The 23,105-nt window shown below is 42.1% G+C and carries 25 protein-coding genes, 1 tRNA gene and 1 pseudogene; 12 read left to right on the forward strand and 15 right to left on the reverse strand.

Annotated elements, in window-relative coordinates:
* Positions 1 to 199: 199 nt before the first annotated feature.
* Positions 200 to 1,759 carry a CHASE domain-containing sensor histidine kinase gene (locus tag ACJVC5_RS19430; protein ID WP_408097211.1) on the forward strand — a complete coding sequence of 520 codons (1,560 nt, stop codon included), beginning with the start codon at positions 200 to 202 and terminating at the stop codon, positions 1,757 to 1,759.
* Here the strand turns inward: ACJVC5_RS19430 and ACJVC5_RS19435 are convergent.
* Positions 1,728 to 3,260, reverse strand: coding sequence for an FAD-dependent oxidoreductase (locus ACJVC5_RS19435; RefSeq protein ID WP_408097212.1), 1,533 nt, complete (start codon positions 3,258 to 3,260; stop codon positions 1,728 to 1,730). The two genes, ACJVC5_RS19430 and ACJVC5_RS19435, sit on opposite strands and share 32 nt — an antisense overlap.
* Positions 3,261 to 3,388: 128 nt before the next feature.
* On the opposite strand from ACJVC5_RS19435, the gene ACJVC5_RS19440 reads away from it, so the two are divergent.
* The 4 genes from ACJVC5_RS19440 (at position 3,389) to ACJVC5_RS19455 (ending at position 5,466) form a co-directional block, all read left to right on the forward strand.
* The gene (locus ACJVC5_RS19440; RefSeq protein ID WP_408097213.1) at positions 3,389 to 3,643 is read left to right on the forward strand and encodes a hypothetical protein; all 255 of its coding nucleotides are present in this window, start codon (positions 3,389 to 3,391) and stop codon (positions 3,641 to 3,643) included.
* A 127-nt stretch (positions 3,644 to 3,770) separates the two neighbouring features.
* The gene (locus ACJVC5_RS19445) at positions 3,771 to 3,914 is read left to right on the forward strand and encodes a hypothetical protein (RefSeq protein ID WP_408097214.1); all 144 of its coding nucleotides are present in this window, start codon (positions 3,771 to 3,773) and stop codon (positions 3,912 to 3,914) included.
* Between the two features lie 50 nt (positions 3,915 to 3,964).
* Positions 3,965 to 4,894, forward strand: coding sequence for a SphA family protein (locus ACJVC5_RS19450; RefSeq protein WP_408097215.1), 930 nt, complete (start codon positions 3,965 to 3,967; stop codon positions 4,892 to 4,894).
* A 104-nt stretch (positions 4,895 to 4,998) separates the two neighbouring features.
* A complete protein-coding gene (locus ACJVC5_RS19455) occupies positions 4,999 to 5,466 on the forward strand; it encodes a hypothetical protein (RefSeq protein ID WP_408097216.1) in 468 nt (155 codons plus the stop codon).
* Positions 5,467 to 5,472: 6 nt separating this feature from the next.
* On the opposite strand, the gene ACJVC5_RS19460 is transcribed toward ACJVC5_RS19455, so the two are convergent.
* The gene (locus tag ACJVC5_RS19460) at positions 5,473 to 5,889 is read right to left on the reverse strand and encodes a hypothetical protein (RefSeq protein WP_408097217.1); all 417 of its coding nucleotides are present in this window, start codon (positions 5,887 to 5,889) and stop codon (positions 5,473 to 5,475) included.
* A gap of 83 nt (positions 5,890 to 5,972) precedes the next feature.
* On the opposite strand from ACJVC5_RS19460, the gene ACJVC5_RS19465 reads away from it, so the two are divergent.
* Both ACJVC5_RS19465 and ACJVC5_RS19470 read left to right on the forward strand, forming a co-directional pair.
* On the forward strand, positions 5,973 to 6,836 hold the full coding sequence (locus ACJVC5_RS19465) for a LysR family transcriptional regulator (RefSeq protein WP_408097218.1): 864 nt from the start codon (positions 5,973 to 5,975) through the stop codon (positions 6,834 to 6,836).
* Between the two features lie 65 nt (positions 6,837 to 6,901).
* Entirely contained in the window at positions 6,902 to 7,831 is a 930-nt protein-coding gene (locus ACJVC5_RS19470; protein ID WP_408097219.1) for an HAD family hydrolase, read from the forward strand.
* 270 nt (positions 7,832 to 8,101) lie between these two features.
* Here the strand turns inward: ACJVC5_RS19470 and ACJVC5_RS19475 are convergent, their stop codons facing one another.
* Positions 8,102 to 8,521 carry a GFA family protein gene (locus ACJVC5_RS19475; protein WP_408097220.1) on the reverse strand — a complete coding sequence of 140 codons (420 nt, stop codon included), beginning with the start codon at positions 8,519 to 8,521 and terminating at the stop codon, positions 8,102 to 8,104.
* 79 nt (positions 8,522 to 8,600) lie between these two features.
* Between ACJVC5_RS19475 and ACJVC5_RS19480 the strand changes: the two genes are divergently transcribed.
* A complete protein-coding gene (locus tag ACJVC5_RS19480; RefSeq protein WP_408097221.1) occupies positions 8,601 to 9,713 on the forward strand; it encodes a DUF1624 domain-containing protein in 1,113 nt (370 codons plus the stop codon).
* Positions 9,714 to 9,715: 2 nt separating this feature from the next.
* On the opposite strand, the gene ACJVC5_RS19485 is transcribed toward ACJVC5_RS19480, so the two are convergent.
* The 7 genes and pseudogenes from ACJVC5_RS19485 to ACJVC5_RS19515 all read right to left on the reverse strand — a co-directional run bounded on the left by ACJVC5_RS19485 (position 9,716) and on the right by ACJVC5_RS19515 (position 14,125).
* On the reverse strand, positions 9,716 to 10,399 hold the full coding sequence (locus tag ACJVC5_RS19485) for an alpha/beta fold hydrolase (RefSeq protein ID WP_408097222.1): 684 nt from the start codon (positions 10,397 to 10,399) through the stop codon (positions 9,716 to 9,718).
* Positions 10,399 to 11,229 carry a trypsin-like serine protease gene (locus ACJVC5_RS19490; protein ID WP_408097223.1) on the reverse strand — a complete coding sequence of 277 codons (831 nt, stop codon included), beginning with the start codon at positions 11,227 to 11,229 and terminating at the stop codon, positions 10,399 to 10,401. The genes ACJVC5_RS19485 and ACJVC5_RS19490 overlap by 1 nt, the downstream gene beginning before the upstream one ends.
* 106 nt (positions 11,230 to 11,335) lie before the next feature.
* Positions 11,336 to 12,127 carry a penicillin-binding transpeptidase domain-containing protein gene (locus ACJVC5_RS19495; RefSeq protein ID WP_408097224.1) on the reverse strand — a complete coding sequence of 264 codons (792 nt, stop codon included), beginning with the start codon at positions 12,125 to 12,127 and terminating at the stop codon, positions 11,336 to 11,338.
* Between the two features lie 37 nt (positions 12,128 to 12,164).
* Positions 12,165 to 12,391, reverse strand: a pseudogene (locus ACJVC5_RS19500) (Lrp/AsnC ligand binding domain-containing protein); the annotation flags it as partial.
* A gap of 81 nt (positions 12,392 to 12,472) precedes the next feature.
* Complete coding sequence (locus ACJVC5_RS19505) at positions 12,473 to 12,988, reverse strand: ORF6N domain-containing protein (RefSeq protein ID WP_408097225.1); 516 nt, start codon at positions 12,986 to 12,988, stop codon at positions 12,473 to 12,475.
* A 304-nt stretch (positions 12,989 to 13,292) separates the two neighbouring features.
* On the reverse strand, positions 13,293 to 13,832 hold the full coding sequence (locus ACJVC5_RS19510) for an AAA family ATPase (protein WP_408097226.1): 540 nt from the start codon (positions 13,830 to 13,832) through the stop codon (positions 13,293 to 13,295).
* Positions 13,833 to 14,048: 216 nt separating this feature from the next.
* Positions 14,049 to 14,125 (reverse strand) — tRNA-Arg (locus ACJVC5_RS19515).
* Between the two features lie 137 nt (positions 14,126 to 14,262).
* On the opposite strand from ACJVC5_RS19515, the gene rsgA reads away from it, so the two are divergent.
* On the forward strand, positions 14,263 to 15,228 hold the full coding sequence (gene rsgA / locus ACJVC5_RS19520; RefSeq protein ID WP_408097227.1) for a ribosome small subunit-dependent GTPase A: 966 nt from the start codon (positions 14,263 to 14,265) through the stop codon (positions 15,226 to 15,228).
* Between the two features lie 6 nt (positions 15,229 to 15,234).
* Here rsgA and ACJVC5_RS19525 read toward each other — a convergent pair whose 3' ends face one another.
* The 3 genes from ACJVC5_RS19525 to ACJVC5_RS19535 all read right to left on the reverse strand — a co-directional run bounded on the left by ACJVC5_RS19525 (position 15,235) and on the right by ACJVC5_RS19535 (position 16,905).
* Positions 15,235 to 15,378, reverse strand: a complete 144-nt coding sequence (locus ACJVC5_RS19525; protein ID WP_408097228.1) for a hypothetical protein — start codon at positions 15,376 to 15,378, stop codon at positions 15,235 to 15,237.
* A gap of 108 nt (positions 15,379 to 15,486) precedes the next feature.
* On the reverse strand, positions 15,487 to 16,095 hold the full coding sequence (locus ACJVC5_RS19530; protein WP_408097229.1) for an Hsp20/alpha crystallin family protein: 609 nt from the start codon (positions 16,093 to 16,095) through the stop codon (positions 15,487 to 15,489).
* A 24-nt stretch (positions 16,096 to 16,119) separates the two neighbouring features.
* The gene (locus tag ACJVC5_RS19535; protein WP_408097230.1) at positions 16,120 to 16,905 is read right to left on the reverse strand and encodes a cobalamin-binding protein; all 786 of its coding nucleotides are present in this window, start codon (positions 16,903 to 16,905) and stop codon (positions 16,120 to 16,122) included.
* Between the two features lie 33 nt (positions 16,906 to 16,938).
* Here ACJVC5_RS19535 and ACJVC5_RS19540 point away from each other — a divergent pair, with 33 nt between their 5' ends.
* Positions 16,939 to 19,050, forward strand: a complete 2,112-nt coding sequence (locus ACJVC5_RS19540) for a protein-disulfide reductase DsbD family protein (protein ID WP_408097231.1) — start codon at positions 16,939 to 16,941, stop codon at positions 19,048 to 19,050.
* A gap of 80 nt (positions 19,051 to 19,130) precedes the next feature.
* Complete coding sequence (locus tag ACJVC5_RS19545) at positions 19,131 to 19,547, forward strand: hypothetical protein (RefSeq protein ID WP_408097232.1); 417 nt, start codon at positions 19,131 to 19,133, stop codon at positions 19,545 to 19,547.
* On the opposite strand, the gene ACJVC5_RS19550 is transcribed toward ACJVC5_RS19545, so the two are convergent.
* Together ACJVC5_RS19550 and ACJVC5_RS19555 are read right to left on the reverse strand one after the other, a co-directional pair.
* Entirely contained in the window at positions 19,544 to 20,572 is a 1,029-nt protein-coding gene (locus ACJVC5_RS19550; protein ID WP_408097233.1) for an NAD(P)H-dependent glycerol-3-phosphate dehydrogenase, read from the reverse strand. The genes ACJVC5_RS19545 and ACJVC5_RS19550 overlap by 4 nt on opposite strands.
* An 11-nt stretch (positions 20,573 to 20,583) precedes the next feature.
* Positions 20,584 to 20,838 carry a DUF493 family protein gene (locus ACJVC5_RS19555; protein WP_408097234.1) on the reverse strand — a complete coding sequence of 85 codons (255 nt, stop codon included), beginning with the start codon at positions 20,836 to 20,838 and terminating at the stop codon, positions 20,584 to 20,586.
* Between the two features lie 165 nt (positions 20,839 to 21,003).
* Between ACJVC5_RS19555 and ACJVC5_RS19560 the strand changes: the two genes are divergently transcribed.
* The gene (locus ACJVC5_RS19560; RefSeq protein WP_408097235.1) at positions 21,004 to 23,103 is read left to right on the forward strand and encodes a hypothetical protein; all 2,100 of its coding nucleotides are present in this window, start codon (positions 21,004 to 21,006) and stop codon (positions 23,101 to 23,103) included.
* Positions 23,104 to 23,105 lie beyond the last annotated feature (2 nt).

Below are 23,105 nucleotides of genomic sequence, written 5' to 3' on the forward strand. Positions count from 1 at the left end.
TTCATTTGAGAATTATCAGATGATGCCGGATCTCAAGAAGTTCAAAAACTTAATTTCTTTTTATGGTTGGTTAACACTCTTTATCGGAATGTTAATTACAGGCATATTTTCTTATTATATTTATTCCAAAAATTTTCAAGAAGATCAGATTCGATTTGAGTATGAGGCGGATCAAATTTGGAGACGTATTCAATTTCGCATGGATCGTTATGAAGGTGCCCTCGTTCAGGCCCGTGCCTTTTTTTTAAGTTCCGATAAAGTTTCGCGAAAAGAGTTCCATCGTTACTTTGAGAAGACCAAACTTTTAGAAAGATATCCTGGCATTCAAGGACTAGGTCTAACGGTTCGAATAAAAAAAGAAGATCTGAAGACACATATTGCGAAAGTAAGAAAGGAACTCCCTCACTATACCGTATGGCCTGAAGGGATTAGAAACGAATATTTTTCAATTTTCTATCTTGAACCAATGGACTGGAGAAACCAACGAGCAATTGGTTATGACATGTACAGCGAGCCTGTTCGTCATGAGGCCATGAAAAGGGCCATGCTTTCAGGACTTCCAACGATTAGCGGAATGGTGACATTGATACAAGAAGCAGGTTCTCGTCAGCAACCGGGTTTTAATCTCTATGTTCCTTACTATAAAGAAAAAACGCCCCTGACAACTCCGACGGAAAGAGTGAATGCCCTGATTGGTTTTATCTATGCTCCTTTCCGGGCCCATGATCTTTTTAATTCGATCCTCTCAGAAAACAAGATCAATATTGATGTAGAGATTTTCGATAACGGTGAAATGAAGGCCGAAAATCTTATCTATGACTATGACGGGAAACCAAATTTTATTAACTCGGACAAGGTCAGCAAATTTCGCATCATTAAACATGTGACTCTCAATGGACACGACTTCATTCTACATTTTGTGCCTCTACCGTCCTTTAAAACGACCTCTAGCATGATCTCACCTGTTATTGCCGCCATTATTGGTTTCATCATTTCGTTTTTAATTTTTAGAATTTTCATGTTGACCAAAAAAACACAAGATGTGCTTCAAGAGGCCATCAATGCTCGTGATGAGTTCTTCTCAATTGCCTCACATGAACTCAAAACTCCTCTTACTTCATTAAAGCTCCAGGCCCAGTTAATGAAGCGTACATTGACCAAAAGTCCGCCTAATCTTCGTGAGAAGATTTTTAATTTATCAGACCAAAGTGAAAAGCAAACTCAACGCTTGGAACGCCTCGTGGATGACATGTTGGACATTTCACGCATTCGAACCGGGCGCCTCACGATTCAGAAAGAACAGTTCAATCTATGCGATCTGGTGAGTGACGTGGTAGCACGGATGAAAGAACAATTTAGCGTTATACCAGGCGGCGCCCCACAAGCGAATTACATTTCATGCGAGAATGCGATCGGATATTGGGACAAGATGCGAATTGAACAAGTGGTCACTAACCTCCTTTCCAATGCCATTAAGTATGGAAATGAAAAAGAAGTTCTGATTGAGGTCCAGGCCACTAGTGACAAGGTCTTTTTAAAAGTTCAAGACTTCGGCATCGGTATTCCTCTTGAATTCAGAAGCAAAATCTTTGAAAGATTTCAAAGGGCCACAGGGACCTCCAAGAGCATTTCGGGACTGGGCCTAGGGCTCTACATTTGCGAACAGATCGTTCGCTCCCATGGAGGTCGTATCTGGGTCGAAAGCGAAGTTGGAAAAGGCTCAACCTTTACTGTTGAGCTTCCGACTGCCGTCTCTTGATATCTAATTCCTGTGATTCATAGACTGGCCCTAAACTTTTTAAGGCCGGACCTTCTATCACATTTCCTAAACGATCAAAACGGCTCCCATGACAAGGACAATCCCAGGAATGTTCGCCTTCATTCCAGTGAACGATACAACCCATATGCGGGCATATACCGGAACAGACATGAAGGGTTCCTTCCTGATCTTTATTAATGGCGTAACGACGTCCATTTTCGTTCACAACAATCCCTTCATCAGCTCTCAGTTTTTTTACCGAATCATGACGAAGATAATCGCCAGCATATTGCTGAACCACATTTAAATTCTCTTTTATAAACTTGTAGGCGGATTTCAAAGGTGTAATGCGAGAAGAACGATAGATCTCAGCATAAGGATTTTGGATTCCTAAAATATCGTCTTTTATAATCAAGGCGGCCACTGTCCCATAGGTCAAACCATCAGTTGCAAAACCGGTGGCCACATATGATCTTGATCCTAATCTTTGTCCAATAAAAGGAAGAAGATCGGCCGGACGATAATGCTGGCCCCCCCATTCATGTGAAATGTCCTCGGCCCCAAAATATTCACGAGCATAATTTTTTAATTTTCCCATTCTTTCGATACTGCTTCCTTGCCCGACCTTGTGAGGTTCTCCGATAACAAGAAGACGATCTTTGTAATGTCTAACGGAGGTGACCTTGCCTTTTTGATAATGACCCCAATAGATTCCATCTTGCGAAAGTCGCTTCGTTGTTTGGGTGGCAATACCGTATTCGCGATAAGGTCCAAGCACTGTTTGCAGGGCCGAAATCCCAATCGGAGTATGTGTCGCCTCAATGAGATGGCGGGTAACAAGGGTCCCTTTATCAGTGGTCAATGTGAATGAGTCTTCGTTTTTTTCTATTTCATTCACTCGACTTCCTTCATGAATCCCACATCCCTGGTGAGAAAGAATGTCTGCGACTCCTGCGACATATAGATATGGATTAAACTGCGCTTGATTATCAAGTTTCATACCGACTCTACCCTGAAGTGGCGCAAGCATCTCATGACCTTCTTCAAGCCATTCCACTTTTAGTCCCAGCTCTTGAGCGATCACAAATTCTTTTTGAATTGGATCATCCATTTCTTTCGTTCCAGAAAAACGTACCCATGGCACACGTTTGAAATCACAATCAATATTTAAGGTCTGAATGGTTTTCTCAATGAAGTTTATCGCCTCTTCACGACTTTTCAGGATTGTCAGGATGGTGGCCTCGTCATACTTTGATTTGAGTTCTTCAAAAAATTTATCAACCACCGAGTAAAGATTCCCAGTGCTACGTCCAGTATTACTTTCTCCTATCCTTCCTGCCTCAAGAAGCTTCACTCTCAATCCTGTTTGTGAAAGGAGATAAGCAGCAGTGACCCCGGTAATGCCACCACCGATAATTGCCACATCGACTTCCTCCTTCCCTTCAAAAGAAGAAAATTTAAAATTGTTCTGAGATTCAAACCAAATTGATTGCGTTTCCATGTTGAACTCCTTCTGACTCACAATTTTAGTCGTGGTTCAAAACGTCATTCGAATAAATTTTTTCGAAAGCATCTCTGATGGCATTGCTCTTGCTAAAAAAGCAGGGACCTTCAATCAAAGGACAGAATATGAAACTGATTATTACGTTTTTATTATTACTAGGTGTCATGGTCTATGCTGCCGCACCATCAGGTTCTCAAGACAAATCTCAAACTCAACAAAGTATGCAACAAAGACAAGAAGAACAGGATCGCATGGAAAAACTGAAGTTTCATACCAGAGAAGATGATCCTAAGGTGCAAGGAAAGTTCTACGACGATAATCATCCAGAAAGAAAGAAATACCTGCCTGACGAAGATGGTTCTAAAGAAGGCGAAATCTGAGGAGCCGTCTCCAGAGGAAATCTGCCCATGACAGTTGCATCATGATGTTGATGGCCCGTTATTCAAACAGGCATCTTGATTGCACTTAAGTTTTTTGCAGATAGAAACCTTAAACAAAGGAAATTTTATGGAAAATCAAAATCAAAACCAAAATCAAAATCCTCAAAGACCAGGACAACAAGGTCAACAAGGTCAGAAAGACTTTAACAAGCAAAATCAATCTGGTCAGGGTCAACAGAATGTGAACCCAAATCAGAATCCTCGTAAGTAGGAACGTCACTAGAGCGTCCGAAAGGACGCTCTTCCCTATAAGGACATAATATGAAGTATTTTCCTCTCATAATGCTTCTTATTTCCTTCACCGCTTTTGCCATTGAAGGTGGTGTGAGCCTTTATCCTCCTGGTTATTTAAGTCCCCAGGCAGGAATAGCACCGAGTCCTGGTAGTTATGTGGGACTCGAATTTTATTCATACTCGGGAGATGCCGAAAAGCATACTCGCGCAGGCAGATTGTACTTCGATTCCGATCTCGAAATTTCCGCAGACATCTTTACTTATACCTATGCGGCCCAGGCAAAAGTCTGGAACAACGGAACTCCCTTCTTCTCAGTCATGCTTCCCTACACCAATATTGAGATGGACGGTGAAGTTACAGGAACATTTCCCAATCTTGGACTCGTCGAAAGACATCGGTTTGAAAAATCCACTGGCTCTCTTGGAGACTCTTCCATAACGGCCGGGGTTGGGTGGCATCGTGATTACTTTCACTATATGTTCTTAACTAATGTCTATGCTCCAACAGGTGACTATGACAAAAATAAGTTTCTGAATGTTGGCCTTAATCGTTGGGGAATTCAGCCCATGGCGGCCTTCACTTATTTAAATGAGAAAAACGGGATCGAAGTCTCAAGTGCTCTAGGGTACATGGTGAATCTTGAGAACACGGAAACAAAATACAACAGTGGTGATGAATTAAATGCAGAATTGGCAGTCATTCAACATTTCTCTAAAGCAGTTAACTTGGGTCTTATTGGCTATGCCAACCAGCAAGTGACAGGAGATAGTGGTGAGGGAGCAATTCTTGGTGAATTCAAAGGCCAGGTCTATGGGGCCGGTCTAACACTGGGTGGCCAGGCCGCAATTACTGAGGAGCATGATTTCTTATTCAATTTTCGTTACTACAACGAGTTCAATGCCATCCATCGTTTTGAAGGACAAAGTTTTTACGTCTCGGGCACTGTCGACTTCTAGGGGCGAATTGTCCGATGAGGACGGTGTGCAAATTAGGAAATCAGAGGTTTAAGTTTTGGCACTGAATCTGCTTTATTCATCTCCAGAGCTGCAAAAAAGGTCAAATGGTGAAAGTAATTGTTTTATTAATGTTTATGATCGTCGGATGTACAAACCGTTATTACCGGGCCTCAGATGTTCGTCATGAGCTCCGTCAAAATTCTCGCAAGCTCGACATCATGCAGGCCAATATCGAGCATGACTTCATGGAAAAAGTCGCTTTCTATGAATTCTATACCAGTCGTCCGGATCAAAATGCTTTTTTTAGAGACGATCTCGCCTTTCGCATTCGTGACCTGGAAATCAAGAAAGATTCCCTGATGGCCAAATCAACTTACATCAAAGACAAGAATGACAATCTCCTTGATCAGCTTGCCGACAAAGGCAAGGTCAAAGAATCAGATGAGGCCTTCGATAACATAGAGAGCTTTGCAGACACAACCAAGAAAGATGCCAATGGCCTCTTCCTTGATTATGCCAAATATATCAATGCTTCTCAGGATTTCCTCAGGTTTGCTCTCATCACGCTGTAATATGAATTAATCATTAACATAGAAAGGGTTGACCATATTGATAAAGACTCTATCAACTTGGATTCTAGCGTCACGAATAATGATGTTTTGAGGTTGATAGTCACCAACAGGAGACTCAATAATATGTCCAGTCAGCACCTGCCCACCTTTCACAGAAGGTAAATTCAATTTTTGTGCCTGAAATAGGAAGTAAGTTTTCTTGAGAGGAACATTAAGCTCTTTATGCTGGCGATAAATCTCTCTTTCCTCACGACTCGGGATAATCAAAGTCCCAGAAGCATCAAGTTGATGACTATGATGACCCTGCGCCACGAGATGACTAAAAAATCTATCATCGTCAGAAATAATAAAGCCATGCTGCATTTCATGGGCAAATGCTGTACCAACCGCCAGGAAACAAAACACCAGGAAAGTTTTAACCATAATTCCTCCTATGGAATATGAACAACCTCCCAAAAAAGCATTAAGTTGAATAATTCATATATTTAATGTATCCATCAATATAAATGAGTTTACTCAGCCATAACCTTCAGGCCTTCCTTGCCATCTACGAATCAACCACTGTCAGTGGTGCGGCAGAGGTATTGGGAATTGGACAAACGGCCGTGACTCAGAGAATTCGTGCTTTGGAGCAAGAACTAGGCGTAACTCTTTTCACACGTAGCCGTAAAGGGATGCTTCTTACCCCTGAAGGAAAGTCTCTTCTAAAGTACTGTCTAAGAAGCCGAGAAATTGAGAGTGAAACCCTTTCCGAGCTTAAGGATGTAGGAATTAAGCAGGAAATTGAGATCCGAATCGCTGGTCCAACCAGCTTCGTATCCGGACGGGCCATTCCCCAATTAAAAAACTATTTCATTAAGTATCCAATGGTGAATCTTCAATTCATTATTGATGACAGAAGTAATCGACTGGACCTTATTAAGCAAGGCCAGGCAGATGTCGTTGTCCTCTATCCCTTTCAGGTCCCTAATGAGCTTGATAGCAAGATGATACGACCAGATGAATATCATCTTGTTGGACACCCAAAATGGAAGGGCCGTGATCTCATTGATATCATCAAGACAGAACGACTGTTTGCCTTTCATCCTGAAGACAATACCAGTCTAAATTATCTCAAGACGTTTAATCTCCTTAAACACGTGAAAAACCCAAGACTCTACGCCAATGAAAATTTGGCGCTTACTCGTCTTATGCAGTACGGAGTCGGCTATGGGATTTTATCTAAAGAGATTTCTGAACCCTTTCTCACCAACAAGACTTTGGTTCTTTTGAACCAAGGAAAAATCATGAAAGATCCCCTGGCCCTTGCTTGGTATCCACGTCATGAAATGACACCCTACTTTCACGATCTCTTAGCGGCCATTAATTAGCAGACGTCAAAGGTCTTGATTCACACAGCATTTTCAATTTCTGTCCTATTCTCCATCTTATCTTCATGAAGAATCTTCTAATTACACTTTCGTTCTTACTCGTCGCATGTGCCACCCCAAGGAAAGAGAAGGCCCCGCCAGCTCCTCTCCCTTCCTGGGCCAATACACAAGTGAAGGAGGCCATCCTCGATTATTTGAAAGTAGTCACCGATCCAAAGAGTCCCGACTTCATTCCGCTTGAAGACAGAATTGCGACCTTTGACAATGATGGAACACTCTGGGCCGAAAAGCCCGTAGTGCAAGGGCTTTTTGCGATGGAGAGAGCAAAAGAAATGGGAATGAAAGTGAATCCCAAACCTTCTGAAAAAGAGTTCTTCAAAATTGTGATGAAGACCCATACTGGCATGTCTGAAGAGACCTTTGAAAAAGAAGTGAAGGAATTTTTTGATACCGCTCTTCACCCTACCTATAAAGTTCCTCTCGATCAAACAGTCTATCAACCGCAGTTGGAACTTATGCAATTACTACGCGACAATGGTTTTACCATTTTTATCTCTTCGGGAGGAACCATTGAATTCATGCGGGTATTTAGTCAGAAACTTTATCAGGTCCCTGGTGAGAGAGTCATCGGTTCTAATTTTGTATATGCCTTTAATCCCAAAACCAATCAGCTAAATCGTCTTCAGAAATTTGAATTTAATAATGATAAAGATAAAAAGCCGGTGGGAATTCAACGTCAGATTGGCAAACGTCCTGTCATCGCCTGCGGTAACGTGGGAAATGAGGGTGATGTTCAGATGCTCCGTTTTTCACAAGGAAGTAAGTATCGTTCCCTTCAATTACTAGTAAATCATGATGACGGCGAAAGAGAGTTCATTTACGGAGAACCTAAAAACACATCACTCAACTGGGCCCAGCAGTACAAGTGGAATGTCATCAGTATGAAAAAAGATTGGTTAAAAGTATTTCCGGATAAAAAAGAACCTGTAGAATAGACTTCATGACCTATCAGGAAATGAAGCCGATTATTTTAAACTTCTTGCACGTTTCAAGAGATGCCATTCACATTCATATTGGATTTGGATGTCTTGTCCTGACTCTTCTTTTTACAAAGAAGAAACTCAATTCCTTCTACTCGATTCTACCGGGATTTATTGTTTCAGTTATTATGGAGATCTTAGACCTGAAAGACGATTATTTTGGCCGAGGTGTACTGAACTTTGGGGCCAGTCTTCATGATTTGGTGAACACCAATTTCATCCCATTTATTCTTGTTCTTTTAGCGAAACGTTTGAAAACCAAACTTGTTTCCAGCGAGTCGTCTTCTCAGGAGCACTAAGTTTCTTTGGAGAAGCAGACACCTTCTCTCCAAATGTCGCTTTCATCACCTGACTGTTGACGGCCCCAAACAACTTGCCACTCTCTGCATAAACCACACCCACAACAAAGCTGCAGTTTTTACAAAACAGGAACTCAGCAGTTTCACTTCCTTGTCGGTACTTACCTAGATGCTTGGCATTTACGAGGAACGACAAATCGCCTTTGGGATCAGAGATATAAGAGATATTTTGCTTAAGACAAAAATCACAATCACAGGCCCTAGGTTGGTAAGAAGAAGAAACTTCTGAGAGTTTCATTTCTATCTGGATATTTCCACAATGACAGGCACCGCTTAATTTGCTCATACCTCATCATATATAAAATAATCATAAATCCGAAATTTAAAAATTGCAAATGACTTGCAATTAACTTATAACCCTAGTCATGAAAAGGCAAATCTCCATCGACGCGACTCGAGGACTGGTGATGTTACTGATGCTGGTAGATCACGCTCGTGAATTCTTCTATCTTCATGCTCAGGTTTCAGATCCGGTGAATGTTTCAACCACGCCTCCTGATCTTTTCTTCACGCGTTTGGCCGCTCATTTATGCGCTCCCGTATTCGTGGCCCTGACCGGTCTTGCGGCCTATCTTTATCAAAACAAGAATGGAAAAAGTGCGGCCTCGGAATTTCTCCTCAAGCGTGGAATCTTTCTAATGGTATTAGAACTCACCGTGATTAATTTTGGTTGGACCTTTTCCTTTCCTCCTTCCACTTTGTTCCTACAAGTCATTTGGGCCATTGGCCTCTCTATGATTTGTCTTTCCGGAATTCTTTGGCTTCCTCGAAGGGCGCTTATCACTCTGGGACTGGTGATTATTTTTGGCCATAACCTACTAGATCCCATTTCTTTTTCTGAAGGACTAGGACAACAGGTTTGGGCGATCATTCACGATCGAAGCTACATTGATGTCTTAGGCATGAAAGTAAGAACTTCGTATCCCGTTCTGCCATGGATTGGAGTGATCACTCTTGGTTATGGAATTGGGCCATGGTTTAGATCAAATGCTGAAACCAAAAATAAAAAACTCGTAAACTTTGGTCTCACTTTCTTAATTACATTTTTCTTATTGAGAATCATTAATATCTACGGAGAACCTCTTCCATGGAAACTTTCAGACACGTATCTTCAAACAGTGATGTCGTTTTTCAATCTCACAAAATATCCACCATCGTTGGATTTTCTTCTCCTGACTCTTGGAACCGGACTTCTCATTTTGCGAGGAATGGAAAAAGAATCTCGTCTCACTCGCTACTTAAGCGTGTTCGGGAGCACTCCGCTGTTCTTTTACATGGTTCACATTTATCTACTCAACATCATCAACAGCTCACTCAAATTTTTCCTTGGGCCTAACCAAGGAAACTATTTTAGTGTGCCCAATGTTTGGTATCTGTGGTTGGTTTCAGCAGTGCTCGCCGTTCCACTTTGGTACATTTGCCGTTGGTATGGAAGAATCAAAAAAGGAAGTACAAATACTTTACTGAAGTATATTTGAGTCTAGATAAAATCCATCAGAATCATATTTAAGATTCCGGGTTGTTCGAGCGGGACAAAATGTCCGCAGTCATTAATGGATTCAAACCTTGCGTTCAGTGGATTCTTTGCAGTTCTTTCAATTGAGGTAGGAGAAACAATTTTATCTTCTTCCCCTCCAATATAGAGCATTGGTGTTTCCACTCGTTTAAGGTCAAGACTTAAATTTCTTCTTTCTAACGTGGCCTTGAGTTGCCTTAGATAAACTTCCTTAGCATCAGCTCCGGCCATGGCATGAATGGTATTTCTGATTTCAAAGTTCTCGTATGAATTTGGTGCCAGGTAATCTTTTAAACGCTTATCGGTGATTCCAGTAAACTTCCCTTTTTCCAAGGCCGGCAAAGTATCGAGAACAAGCCTCTTCTCTTCCGGCGGATAACCTTCTCCTCCGGCCGCAATCACCACTACTTTTTCTACTCGCTCAGGATATTTAATCACAAATTCCTGGGCCACATGTCCGCCCATCGAAAAACCAATAAGAGTCATTTTCTTTTGAGGAAGATTTTTCACAAGTTCGAGCATGTCTTCTATTGTTTCCGAATGACGAAGATCAATCACCTTGTAATGAGAAAACTCTTCTAGCTGATACTGAAAAACTCGTTCATCACAAAGAGTGCCTGGAAGAAAAACGCAAAACTTTTCAATCATTATTTTAATTTACTCATGGTTTCTAGTACCCATTTTTGGGCCATAGAAAGTCTAGCATGAAGATTAAGATAAGAAATCCCGGTTTCAGACTCGCCATTCTCAGTAATATCCTTGAATGTGTAGAGAGTGTTGATTCCAACAACCTTACCGTCTTTAATTAAGGGGCCTCCAGAATCACCAAGACAAAGACTAGCAGAATCAGACTGTCTTTTCTTGCCTGGAGTAACAATATTGTTTTTATAAATGAGTGAAGATATATCCTGATAAAATTCAGTCATGATACCTTGATCCTCGGAGAGACACTCCTCAGACAATGAATCCACTTTGGCCATTTTACGAAATGGAAAATAGCCTTCCAAATCATTCAGCGATTTTGTGCAGCCATAACCATAGAAACTCAATTTTTCTCCTGATGCGATTTCAGAAAAATCAAGTTCCCTTGTTGGAACGGCCTCAAACTCTGCAGACGGTGACACTTTAACAATCGCGATGTCTTGTACTTTTATGCTTTCCGTATATTCATTCTCATTTCCTAAGGCCGCATAGCTAGGATGAATGAAGACTTCTTCCGTAGTTAGTTTGACAATTTTGAACTCTTGATTGCTTTGTTTAGTAGTAAACCCCACCACTTCTGAAGAGTCATCAAAACAATGGGCAGCAGTGATGAGAAGATTAGGAGCAATCTTAGTGGCCGTGCATGCGCTCTGATCGCCCAGTGCTATCAGCACAATGCCTTCACTGTCGGCCTGATCAGTGTCCCCACCAATGATGGCATATCCAGCAAATGGAGTGCTTAAAAGGAGAAGTAGTGAAAGATAAAGCATTTTCATGACATCATAGATGCACAAGAAATACCAATATCCTCACCCTGATTTCGGATACTTATTGAATACCAAGTATTGAAAAACAGACACCTGTCAAAACTAAATACAGATTCTATTTCGTAAGACCCAGCTCAGTTAGAATTTCCATTGTAGTGTCTCGCATTCTCGGTCCACCTGGAGTCTTTTGATCTTTTAGATCTATTCCGTTTCCAGCGAAGACATAAGTTTTATCCCCGTTCTTTAAAACACCCACAAACCAGCCGAACATTTTTCCGGGTTTCTGCATACAACCATGCCCCTTCACACACCCCGTTCCGGTCTTACCGTAGAGATCAGCATTACCGAGTTTCTTAATAAACATCACTTTCTTCGTCAGATCAGTCGAGCGTTTTGAAGCAAGCTTGCCGTTCCAGAAATTTGTCAGGAAGTTTACTTGCTCATGAGGAGAAATCTTCAAGCTCGATGTAACCCATGCGGTCTTAATTCCGCCTGAGAAATCCTGATTACCGTATTTATATTTTTCTAAGAATGATTGAATGGTTTTCTCACCCAACTGAGGCATGATCCATTCAGTTACCCACTTCGCCGAAGTGCTCATGAAGGTCATGGGAGTAAGATCTTGGTTAATTTCCGGACGATCGCGTTTTACCCCGTCCCATTTAATCACCTGATTCTCATCTTTAAACACACCCTTCTCAAAGGCCATAAGAGAAGCCGCAATTTTGAAAGAAGAATTTGGCGGAATCCTTTCATCACAGCGAGGTGAATTGTATTCGGCAATAATTTTGCCTGTATTCAAATCGGAAATTGTGAAACAGGCCTCGCGATCAGAAAAATGTTTTTTGAAATCAACGTTAGCAAAGGCAGTATGAGAAACAAGAAGAAATAAAAATAGATTTTTCATAGATGAAGTATAACTTCGAATTCACTTACCTACAATCTCATGCCCTCTCATCTTTTGGAGAATCCATGACAACGAGTGAAGTAATTGAAGTGACCTGCGGTAAAGTCCCCAAGACTTCTGTATGAAAGTATTTATAGGCCGCCAGATCGGCAGTCTCGACGCGCAGAAGATATTCAAACGTGCCCGTCACTTTGTGACATTTGCGGCTCCGGAGATGGCCTGTTCAAATTTCTCTTGATCGCTTTTTGAATGATTTGAAAGACCGGTACATTGATCGAATAATTTACAGTTTTTTCAGTGAGTTACAAACTTGATGTGCCAATTTGGCACATCAAGTTTCTTTATTTACTCATTCTTGAGCCCAATTTTCTTCTTTGTTGAAGGGAGTTTTGTATCGATAACATGCTCAATAGCATCCAATCTTTCAAAGACTACTTTAAAAATTTTATTCGTTCCCGATTCAAGTCTACTCATTCTTTCATTCAAACCTTTTTCCAAAAGTAAAAAGCTTCTGAGTTTTGTAAAAATCCTTATGATAGCAATATTGACGAGGATGGCATTATCAGAATTAAGGACACTTGAAAGCATTGCAACTCCATTTTCAGTAAATGCATGAGGATTTTTTCTTTGACCTCCATACTGCACAGTCTTATCTTGTATTTTTTGAATGTCTCTGAATTCATCGGAAGTTAGTTGAAACATGAAGTCTTCTGGGAATCGCAAAATATTTCTTTTTACTTGTCGATTGAGCTGTCTCGTTTCGACTTCATATAACTCCGCGAGGTCCGAATCCAACATGACCCTTTGACCACGGATTACATAGATCATGTTTTCGATTTTGGACAAACTGACATCACTCATAAGTACTCCCATCTTAAAATGGTTAAACTTACGATGACTTATTTTACGGAGGAAGAAAAAGCGAAAACAGCTAGGAAGGTTTTTCGAAAACGAAATGGAGCAAGATTATAGCTTTTATAAAAGCAAACACACATTAATTATCTCTTGAAATTTTTATTCCGGGCCCAACTCATAATTGATTTGGATTCATAATGAAAAATACTTTCAAGTGTATGATTATCGAAATAACTTAGATCTAAATTTTGTTTCAAATACTTGTTTGCATAGAGCAACAGAGCTGATTTCAATCCATACCACTCCAAAATCACCCAATTTTCTGTCTAAGGAAAACGAATCGCTTCTCAATTGTGTCCTTCGGAACTTCAACCACTCTATATTGTAATTCTTCATAGGTCTGACGAAGGACTTCAAATGTTTCCCTGGCTTCTTGATGTGACTGCTTTCTTTCAGCATCGTTAATATAAATTTCTTCCCAATGCGGAAGTATAAACACTGTCTGATTATATCGATAATTTTTCGCAACCTCGTAAAATTCTTTTGGAACCGACAGCCCAATAAGCTTCATGTAACCAATAACATCTGGAATCCCTCTATCAAAAATGACCGGACCTTTAAATAAACTGCTATCTTCATAGGCCTCTTTTGAACGAGTGAACATTATTTCTGAATAGGCCTTCGTATCATCCCATGGCAGGGCCCTCCCACCACTTGCGACCTGCTCTTGAATAATTTCTCTCGCGACCTCGTGACTGCAATGAAGGCCATGCTTTTCAATTTCTTTGAGCAATGTGGACTTACCTGCTCCTGGACCACCAGTTAGAACGTAATAATTATTTCGAATCATAGGAACACTCCTGTTGTTAGATAATAGTGATTTGAGAAATGCGAATATAGAGATGGAAATTTTCAGAGAAGCCCATTCATTTCTTTTCAAAATGCGACAGATTCAGCTATTCGCCGAGCGAACATGAGGGAGCGTACGATCAGTACGTGACCTGCGGTCCGCGACCGATTGTGAGACGAGAGCGAAGAGTTGAAGATGGCGTATTTTCAAAAGAAATGGCGCACTGGACAGGAGTCGAACCTGTGACCTACCGATTAGAAATCGGTTGCTCTATCCAACTGAGCTACCGGTGCGCGATTCAAAGACCGAACGTGAGAAAAATCCATTGATTCCAAGGAGTTTAAGCGTTCAGGATATTTAGGAACTCACTTTAATGTCCCCAGTGAATCTTGTCAATGAAGTACCCCGAATTTTGTGATAGGTTGTATCAATGATCATTAAGGCCCGCATTTTTCGCTCCTCCAAAAGGCATTTTGACTGCCAGCGTGAAGACACCAAAGAGGTAGTCCACGCCACCGCTTTAGCCACCCTTTTAAAGGAAGATCACATCGTTGTGGGTGATTGGGTGGAAATTTCGCCTCCTCCTCAAGGCGGCGAGGAATGGAAGATCGAAAACGTCATAGAACGCCAAAGTGCTATCTTCAGGAACCTTCCCCGAGAACAAAAGAAGAAAGTGATCGCTGCCAACGTTGATGTGATGATGGTGGTAGTGAGTGCAGGAAAACCGGCCTACAAACGAGGTCTGGTTGACCGCTATCTTGCCCGCTCTGATTACTGGAACGTCCCGGCCTATGTGATCTTCAACAAAATGGATCTCTATGAGGAAACTGAATTCGACATCAAATTTGAGGCCGATCGTTTAAAGTGGCTTAACGTAAAATGTTTTGAAGTTTCGGCCAACGATAAAAACTATAAACCTCGTTATCTCTCAGCGGGCTTTGAAGAGTTATCCCAAGAATTACACAAAAAAACCGCCATCCTTGTAGGACATTCAGGGGTCGGTAAAAGCCGTCTTATTACGGAACTCAGCCACGGTAAAGTTGAGCTCTTAAGTGGTGAACTTGGAAAAGTTGGTAAAGGTGCTCACACCACAACTTGGGCCGAACTGATTGATGCCGACGATTTCACTCTCATCGACTCTCCCGGAATTCGTTCCATGTCTCTTGCCGATCTTACCAAGCAAGACCTTCTTTACTGTTTCTCAGATGTAAACGAATGGACAACGAAATGTCAGTTCAGTTCGAACTGCACTCATGAAGCAAATAGTAAGGGGTGTTTTTTTCAGAAGCTTGATGGAGGCAATCGAGAGGACCAATTGATCCTCTCTCGCCTGGATTCTTATAAACGTGTATTGGAAGAAGTGTCCAACATTCCCGATTGGCTAAAAAAACCTTAGGGAATATTAGCGAGGGTACACGCGATCATAGTACTGAGATCTTTGGTCCATTTTTTGATCTTCTACAGAAGAAATACCGCGATCATTGTGGTGTGAAGCACAGCTAACCATTAAACCAAGAACGAAAAAAAGTGCTACTGTCTTTGCCATTTGGGCCTCCAGGATTGGGATTGAACACTCACCAATCTCTTCGGCTTCTTGGTTTAAATGCTTAGGAAAATTTTGCCTGGAATACAGAAGTTAAGTCATTTCATCAATTTAGATGACCACATCGTCTTCAGATTTCGGCAAGGGTTTACGCTGATCTTCGGGTCTTTTCTGAATGGTTTTGGCAGTTCTGAAAGGGAAATTCAAAAGGATCTTACCGTCTTTCTGATCCATCTTCACTTTCGATGGATCACAGTCACCAGGCACATTAAAACTGTTATTAAACTGAGAAATGGTATTACCGTATTGAGATTTTTGTTCGGCCGATCCTTTAATCGTGATCATGCCATTATTCACATTAATATCTAATTTTTGATCGGGAGATTTTGGAGTAATCGCGAGGGTACGTCCGCCGGCCGTTTCTTTCCATTCCATTTGGTAATTACTTGAGGTTGGCGCGAAAGAATCCATGCCAGAAAAAGAATCCTTCATCATGTCTTCTGCCATTTTTTCCAGATCTTCAAAAAGACCTTCATCAGGACCATTTCCATTCATGAGTTTGTCAATCATGCGACGATGCATTTCTTCTCTGAGCTGAAGACGTTTTTGAATTTGGTCTGCCTGAGAATCAGAAACAGACGGTTTATTCTGGGCCAGACATGAGATGGCCCAAACCACTAAAAGAAACATAACTCCGAGAGTAACGTACATTCTTTTCATATAGATAAATATGGGCCTATTTTTTTAGCCGTCAAGAGTGGCAACTTTCTGAATTTTTTCAAACATTTGATCTAGTCCGTCAACAAACAAGGCAGGCCCCGGCTGCAGGAAAACGGCCGGATCAAGCTCCCAAATAAATTTATTTTGGACCGCAGAAACCCCTTCGAAACCCGGACGCCTCTCGAATGAATCTAGCTTGACCGGTTTTCCGCACCAGCAGCCAAAAATAATTTCTGGATTACGTTGAACAATCTCTTCATGAGTCACCTCACGATCCCTCGCCATAGCTCCAGATTTGTCTTTAAAAATATTTTCACCGCCACAGGCTTCTATCAGCTCGGATACCCACTGAATGCCCGAATAATTGGGATGATCCCACTCTTCGAAATACACTCGCGGGCGACGAGGTAATGTCCGTGCTTTAAAGACGTCTAATTTTTGTTTAAACGAGTCCACCAACTTCTGCGCCTTCTCGCCCTCTCCGATCATGCGTCCCAAGAGGAGGATATTATTGAGAATCTCACTTAAAGAGCGTTGATTTGTCACAAAAACGTTCAGACCTCGTCCTATCAATTGGGAAGCTATGTCTTTTTGGAGGTCTGAAAAGCCGATAACAAGATCAGGTCTCATTGAGACAATTTGCTCAATGTCAGAGCGAATGAATTGGGTGACGGTTGGGTGCTTTGATTTTGCTTCAGGTGGTCGTTCTACATATTGACTCACTCCTGCGATCAAATCCTCTCGTCCCAATAGATAGAGAGTCTCGACTGATTCCTCTGTAAGGCATATAATTTTCGACGGAAAAGACATAATTGGCCCTCACGTTCATGATAAAGGATTCACATGCTGAAAGCTATTGTTCTTCTCATACTCTCCGCCTCGTTATGGGCAGCTGAAGAGCACGCAACGGTTTCTGTTCAACGCTTCCAGAAAAAACTCGTTGTCACGATCAACCACGATGAAGGTTGGCACACATATTGGAAAAATCCGGGTGACGCAGGTATTGCTTCAACTTTTAAGTTCTCTCAGAACACCAAACCGGTTGATGTAAAAGCATACGAATGGCCAGCACCAAAACGTTATATTGAGGCCGGTGACATTCTCACGATTGGTTATTCAGGCAAAAAACATTTCTTCTTTGACGATGTTCCAGGCGCCTTCGATCTTCATGTCGGAATGCTCATCTGTAAGGACATCTGTATTCCGGGTGAAGCAAAACTTAAACTCGGGGCCGGTGAAGATTTCATGGCCAACCGAATGGCAAAACCATTTCCGGCAGATGAACTTGAGAAGGCCTTCAAAGAACTTCCAGCTGAGGCCTCGCTTCCGGCTGGGTTTGAATATTATCTCACTCGCACAAAAGATCAGCCCAATCTGACTCTTCACTACTCACTTAAAAATTTCAAATCACCTAAACTTCCTGAGACTCTGAATCTACTTACAGGATTTCCTCAAGCTCCATGGGGCTTTAAGCGTGAATCACTTTATCTTAAGGACGGGGTGATCTATGGTAAAACAGAAATTGAATGGGACGGAGAATATCAGGATCCAGTAGTTCCGCTTCCTGCCAATGGTCAGTTCCCGAAACCTTATGAATTAAAATTTCTCATCAATGCTCCAGATTCTGCAAAAGTAAATGTGGTGACGTTAAAGCTTCAGGATTTCGCGAACGCAACTCCTGCACTTAATGAGTTCTATAAGAACCTTCCTCCTTTTGACGGGAAAGGCACGAGTGTTGTTGCAGGAACAACTGGAACGCAAGGAAATATCTTCGAATATTTTTTGTTCGCCTTCCTAGGTGGTCTCATTCTGAATCTTATGCCTTGTGTGCTTCCAGTGATTTCATTGAAGCTCTTCGGTCTTATTAAGCACAAGAATCTTCCTAAGAAAAAGATCCTCGGACATAATTTGAGTTACACCGCAGGTGTGCTTTCGACCTTTATGGCCCTGGGTGGTGTTATTGCCGCTCTTAAAGCAACTGGTGAAGAAATTGGTTGGGGTTTTCAACTTCAATCTCCGGCCTTCATTCTGGTGATGATGCTGATTCTTTTTATCCTGAGTTTAAATCTCTTTGGTCTGTTTGAATTCGTCACTCCAGGCGGCTCAAAACTCGGTTCTGCGGAAATTAAAGAAAGTGTGGCGGGGGACTTCTTCTCAGGAATTCTCACAACAATTCTTTCCACTCCTTGTTCGGCCCCCTTTCTTGGGACTGCATTAACTTTCGCTTTTACTACCAGCACACTAAACATTTTCTTGATGTTCTTCTTCATTGGTCTAGGACTCGCTTTCCCATTTCTCATGACGGCCTTCTTCCCTGCCGCTCTGGCGATTTTTCCTCGCCCGGGTGCTTGGATGGAAAAACTAAAATACTTCCTGGGACTATCACTCGTAGCAACTGTCATCTGGCTTTATGATGTGTTCGTAACTCTGGTTGATTTTGATAAGATCAGCTGGCGCCTGAACCTTCTGTTCGCTTTATGGTTCTTCGCTTTTTTCTTTGCCCAAAAAATTTCAAAGTCTCGCGTCCTTCAGACTCTTGCCTTTGCTCTTCCCTTTGCCATGACAGTCATGGCCATTCAAAACTTAGAGATGCGTCCCACAACCACAGATGCTGTGACAAAATCGGACTCTCAATGGAAGCCATGGTCAGAAGAAAAACTAAATGATGAAAAAGGCAAACTGGTCTTCATGGATTTCACCGCTGAGTGGTGCCTAACTTGTAAAGTTAACAAGCGCCTCGTGATGGAAACAGATGGCTTCAATGAACTCGCAAAAAAATATGATCTTGTTCTTCTTCGTGCCGATTGGACGAAGCGTGACGATAACATCACACAATTTTTGAAAAGATATAATGTGGTGGGAGTCCCTGCTTATTTCGTTCAAAAAGCTGACGGCCAGATTGTTCACCTTGGCGAGACGATTAGCCTTTCAAAGATCGAATCAAATTTAAATTAGCTCTCTGCATCCGACGTCGAAGTTAACTTAACCAAAGGTTAACTTCGCATTTTCAGAAATTTTAGTCTAACATTTCTGTCATGAAAAAATTCCTACTCATCCTTTCTTGTCTTTTCTCTATGTCTGCTTTCGCTCAAGACTGTGCCAGCAATCTTACTGAACTTAAGGCACTGGTAGGCAACAATGCCTTCCCAACAAAGTGGGCCGAGAAGGACGATAAGAATCCGTTCCTTCTTCAAATTAGTGAACGTAATAGTCTTTTAAATCTTCGCCTCACAACCAAAGACGGTGAATGGGCCATGATGGATACTAGAATTTGTAAGAAGAACTCTGAGAAGTACGTGGCCGAAGTGAAGAAGATTGTTTGGGGTCCGGCCGCGCCTGAAATCGCCAAAGGCCGCAATGTAAAAGAAGTCGGAATTAACCTTCCCTACCATTCAATGCTTAAGGTTTCGATTTCTATTTTTTGGAGCGGCGAATTTGGGCCAATTAATTAGGCCTCGTCAAATTTCGGCGGAAGCACCATCATTTCACGGGCCACTTCTTTCGGGTCATGATTGTTGTAAAGCACTTCGTACAGTCCCGTAAAAATGCGTGCGCGAATTCCCATCTTTTGAGCGAGAAAGTATGCGGCCTTTGTGGTCTTATAACCTTCCACTACTGACTTCGTTGCTTTGATGATCTCTTCGGGACTCCGCCCCTTCGCGATCTCTATTCCGAAACTCTTGTTACGTGAAAGCTCACCCGTAGTTGTGAGAATTAGATCTCCCATTCCAGACGGGCCATAGAATGTTTCAGGTTTCGCACCAAAGACTGTTCCAAAACGAAGCATCTCAACAATACCACGAGTGATAAGAGCGGCTCGAGTATTATGGTTATAACCAAGCCCTTCCATGATACCACCAGCGATGGCGATCACGTTTTTAAGGGCCCCACCAAGAAGCACACCTTTCACATCTGTCGTTGGTAGTGCCTTAAAGAATTCAGTTCCCAGCATCTCACAAGTAAGAAGTAGTTTATCTTTGTCTTCACCGGCAAGAGAAACAATGGTGATTTGTTTATCAACGATTTCTTTCGCGAACGATGGGCCAGAGAGATACATCAGCTGTGAGCGATAGTTTTCAAAGTGGGTTTTAAATAATTCGTCTGGAAGTTTTAAGGTCTCGTGATCAATTCCTTTCGCCAGACTCACCAGAGGAATGCCCTGATCAAGGTAGCGCTTAAGGTCCTGTTCATGACGTGAACAGAAGTCTTCAATCGCGGACATTGGTAGACCAGATACAATCAAATCAACATGGCCCAGAGTCTCTGCTCTCACTTCGTCCCAAGTCTTGGCGGCCTTAATTGTGTCCGGAAGTTTTTGTCCTGGAAGATAAGTGGTGTTCTCACCACGGTTAATCTCATCGTAGATGTCTTGAGACCTCACCATGATGATCACTTTCTCAAAGTTATGAGAAAGAACGAATGCGATAGAAGTACCGAAAGCTCCCCCGGCCAGAACCAGGGCGGTTTTAAATTTCATGGCGGTCCTTTTTAAAGACTGATCACACCTTTAATAGTACTCATCAATTCATAAACCTCGAGTACTTCGTCTGTGCTTTTCATGAGTTTTCGGGCAGAAATAGAGGTATAGTTGCCTTTTTTAGACAGAGTTTCCGTGATCTGATAACCCGGAAGTTTATCTATGATCAATAACTTATCCTCAATTTTGATGATAAATTTGAACTCGTAATAGTCCGGCCAATTGTAACTCTCATCCAATAATGTTCTAAACTTTTGAATATCCATAATTTTCGTTCTTTTTTTAAAATCCTGTTCTCACTAACCTCGTGATTTCGCTCTCTCAAAAAGGGAAATCAGCCACTTAAGCTGGGCCTCGTGGATTAAGTTTTCCCTCTAGAATAACCGATCCAAGCTCTAATCACAAAGGCGATTGATTGCCTGGGAGTTCCCATGAAAGTATGGATGCTTGTCCTTCTGACGATTTCATATTCTGCGTTCGCCAGCGAATTCACCCATATTAAATTGATCCCAGAGTTTGAGCACTATCTTACTCATGGAGAGACGAAAAGTCCCCAGAAATTGAAAACCTCCAAGGCGATGTCGGCCAACGATAATAGCTTTGTGGCAACATTTGAATCCAGAATGATGGGAGCACTTTTAGGAAGCACAAAAGGCACCATCACAAATCCAATTCCGGTAGATGGAGAAGAGTCTCCCCTCTATGAAGAAATTCGTCGCCATCTTGAAGGTGCTCATCAACAACTAGGTGCCGAGCAGGTCTCAACCATCAATCGCCTGAATCAGCAGTTTAATCTTGGCTCATCAAACTTCTCTGGCTTTAGCTGGCAGAGGCCATTTGGCGTTGTACACGTTTATGTAGATCGCCAAGTGACACCAAATCTTTTTGGAACAAACTGGCTCATCCAAGACACCTTCAATTTCTACATTGAGGCCACGACTTTTCTTGAAAAGCTAAATGAGGCCGGTCTTTCAAATATGAGTGCCACCGAGATCGCGGCCTTCGCGGGAATCACCTTCTCTCGCGTTTACACTTACTATCACTATGCTAATTCTTATCAAGAAGGGCTCCAGGCCGATTACGGTAAACTCTTTCTTTCTTTTGCGAAGTTCAATCAAAGCGGCATGGAGAGCATGGCCCATGAAGAGATTCTAAAACGTGAAGACAATTGGACCGCCAGTGCCGGTGGTATCATTAGCACTCCTCCGCTTTATAATATTTCATTCTCAGGCGGTGTCCTTGCTCAGTTTGATTATCAACAGATGACTTCGGTCTCCAATACCAATAACCAAGACCAACGTTTTAAAATTGGCATCTCGGCAAAGAAAACCGCTTCTGCCGGCGCCACTGCTGAGCTTCAATTAGATTTCTTCAAACTCTTAAAGTTCTCTCTTCTTCGCTATGATTTAAATTATGAATATTCTGCCGGACAGGAAATCACTCTTGGTCTCAATAACGATCAATGGCAACACGTGAAGAATGACACGGAAGAATACGCTGAATTCAAAAAGGTCCTTAGAGGTCAAAGTACTGTTAAGGAACTAGAGCCTTACGTTGTTCGCTTAGATGAATCTAGTTCATCGTCGTTAGAATCCCGAGGAAGCATTCTTCTTTGGGGTAAAATGCAGAAGAGTAAAACGGAACAAATTCGTGTGATCAAAGATGATACCGTCCGTGTGTTCTTTAAGAACTATTCTCAAAACGTAAAAGTCGTTCAGAATTTTCTGAGTCGTATTTTTTCTGCCATTATCTATAAACTTCTAAAACTTCCAGTGGGTGCCACAAACGCGGCCATCTATAGCCGCCAGCTCACTATGGAATACGAGGCCACACATGCTCAGGCGGCCGATCCTAAGATCAATCGAATCGACGGCACCGACCAATTCTCTTTTGTTCTCACCCAGTACTACGATGCCAACCGAACGGATCGTTGGATTGATCGCGGCTTTAAAAATGACATGATTTGGTTCGTGGACAATTTCACGACTCTTCCCAAAGACTACAAAACCTCGATTAGATCGGAGCAGCTTAAAGGTCCGATGCGTGCAGAATCAAATCTTCGTGTAGAAAAAGCGGGGTTTGATTACCTCCTCGCCTCTTCGGAAAACTCAGTGTTTTATCAGCTCGCCATTGTTTGTGAATCAAAGAAAAAAGATGATTGGGCCCGTGAAGATCGTCGTGGGTCTATGCTGAATCGTTCGCAAACAGGCAATGAAGGCTGCGTGAAAGACCTGGGTCTAAAATATCTTTCATTCCGCAGTGACTATCTGTCTAACCACTTAAAGCCGTCGCTGGCGAAATTTAAAAGCTTTATCACCAAATATTACAAAGAGGCCGGGAACATCGCGAGCCTTCAGGCCCTCTTTGGTGCGGAAAATACTTTTATCAATGGGACCCTTCAGGCGAGAACCTCAATGGGCACAAGCTTCACAACGTCCTTTTCTGCTGGACAATTCCGGGGTCTGGGGGTTATTGATAACGTCAAAAGAAGCACCGGTTCAAGAGCTGTTGCCAGTATCGTAAGCGAGTAATT

Source organism: Peredibacter sp. HCB2-198 (assembly GCF_045999315.1).
In the GTDB taxonomy this organism is placed as follows: domain Bacteria; phylum Bdellovibrionota; class Bacteriovoracia; order Bacteriovoracales; family Bacteriovoracaceae; genus Peredibacter.

Excerpts from the sequence above, each read along its gene's own strand:
- ACJVC5_RS19545 (WP_408097232.1), top strand. The coding sequence starts at position 19,131 with ATGAAAAAATTCCTACTCATCCTTTCTTGTCTTTTCTCTATGTCTGCT.
- ACJVC5_RS19445 (WP_408097214.1), top strand. The coding sequence starts at position 3,771 with ATGGAAAATCAAAATCAAAACCAAAATCAAAATCCTCAAAGACCAGGA.
- ACJVC5_RS19440 (WP_408097213.1), top strand. The coding sequence starts at position 3,389 with ATGAAACTGATTATTACGTTTTTATTATTACTAGGTGTCATGGTCTAT.
- ACJVC5_RS19430 (WP_408097211.1), top strand. The coding sequence starts at position 200 with ATGGATCGTTATGAAGGTGCCCTCGTTCAGGCCCGTGCCTTTTTTTTA.
- ACJVC5_RS19560 (WP_408097235.1), top strand. The coding sequence starts at position 21,004 with ATGAAAGTATGGATGCTTGTCCTTCTGACGATTTCATATTCTGCGTTC.
- ACJVC5_RS19535 (WP_408097230.1), bottom strand. The coding sequence starts at position 16,905 with ATGTCTTTTCCGTCGAAAATTATATGCCTTACAGAGGAATCAGTCGAG.
- ACJVC5_RS19460 (WP_408097217.1), bottom strand. The coding sequence starts at position 5,889 with ATGGTTAAAACTTTCCTGGTGTTTTGTTTCCTGGCGGTTGGTACAGCA.
- ACJVC5_RS19480 (WP_408097221.1), top strand. The coding sequence starts at position 8,601 with ATGAAAAGGCAAATCTCCATCGACGCGACTCGAGGACTGGTGATGTTA.
- ACJVC5_RS19455 (WP_408097216.1), top strand. The coding sequence starts at position 4,999 with ATGGTGAAAGTAATTGTTTTATTAATGTTTATGATCGTCGGATGTACA.
- ACJVC5_RS19450 (WP_408097215.1), top strand. The coding sequence starts at position 3,965 with ATGAAGTATTTTCCTCTCATAATGCTTCTTATTTCCTTCACCGCTTTT.
- ACJVC5_RS19490 (WP_408097223.1), bottom strand. The coding sequence starts at position 11,229 with ATGAAAATGCTTTATCTTTCACTACTTCTCCTTTTAAGCACTCCATTT.
- rsgA (WP_408097227.1), top strand. The coding sequence starts at position 14,263 with ATGATCATTAAGGCCCGCATTTTTCGCTCCTCCAAAAGGCATTTTGAC.
- ACJVC5_RS19470 (WP_408097219.1), top strand. The coding sequence starts at position 6,902 with ATGAAGAATCTTCTAATTACACTTTCGTTCTTACTCGTCGCATGTGCC.
- ACJVC5_RS19505 (WP_408097225.1), bottom strand. The coding sequence starts at position 12,988 with ATGAGTGATGTCAGTTTGTCCAAAATCGAAAACATGATCTATGTAATC.
- ACJVC5_RS19530 (WP_408097229.1), bottom strand. The coding sequence starts at position 16,095 with ATGAAAAGAATGTACGTTACTCTCGGAGTTATGTTTCTTTTAGTGGTT.
- ACJVC5_RS19465 (WP_408097218.1), top strand. The coding sequence starts at position 5,973 with ATGAGTTTACTCAGCCATAACCTTCAGGCCTTCCTTGCCATCTACGAA.
- ACJVC5_RS19555 (WP_408097234.1), bottom strand. The coding sequence starts at position 20,838 with ATGGATATTCAAAAGTTTAGAACATTATTGGATGAGAGTTACAATTGG.
- ACJVC5_RS19525 (WP_408097228.1), bottom strand. The coding sequence starts at position 15,378 with ATGGCAAAGACAGTAGCACTTTTTTTCGTTCTTGGTTTAATGGTTAGC.
- ACJVC5_RS19550 (WP_408097233.1), bottom strand. The coding sequence starts at position 20,572 with ATGAAATTTAAAACCGCCCTGGTTCTGGCCGGGGGAGCTTTCGGTACT.
- ACJVC5_RS19485 (WP_408097222.1), bottom strand. The coding sequence starts at position 10,399 with ATGATTGAAAAGTTTTGCGTTTTTCTTCCAGGCACTCTTTGTGATGAA.
- ACJVC5_RS19435 (WP_408097212.1), bottom strand. The coding sequence starts at position 3,260 with ATGGAAACGCAATCAATTTGGTTTGAATCTCAGAACAATTTTAAATTT.
- ACJVC5_RS19475 (WP_408097220.1), bottom strand. The coding sequence starts at position 8,521 with ATGAGCAAATTAAGCGGTGCCTGTCATTGTGGAAATATCCAGATAGAA.
- ACJVC5_RS19510 (WP_408097226.1), bottom strand. The coding sequence starts at position 13,832 with ATGATTCGAAATAATTATTACGTTCTAACTGGTGGTCCAGGAGCAGGT.
- ACJVC5_RS19495 (WP_408097224.1), bottom strand. The coding sequence starts at position 12,127 with ATGAAAAATCTATTTTTATTTCTTCTTGTTTCTCATACTGCCTTTGCT.
- ACJVC5_RS19540 (WP_408097231.1), top strand. The coding sequence starts at position 16,939 with ATGCTGAAAGCTATTGTTCTTCTCATACTCTCCGCCTCGTTATGGGCA.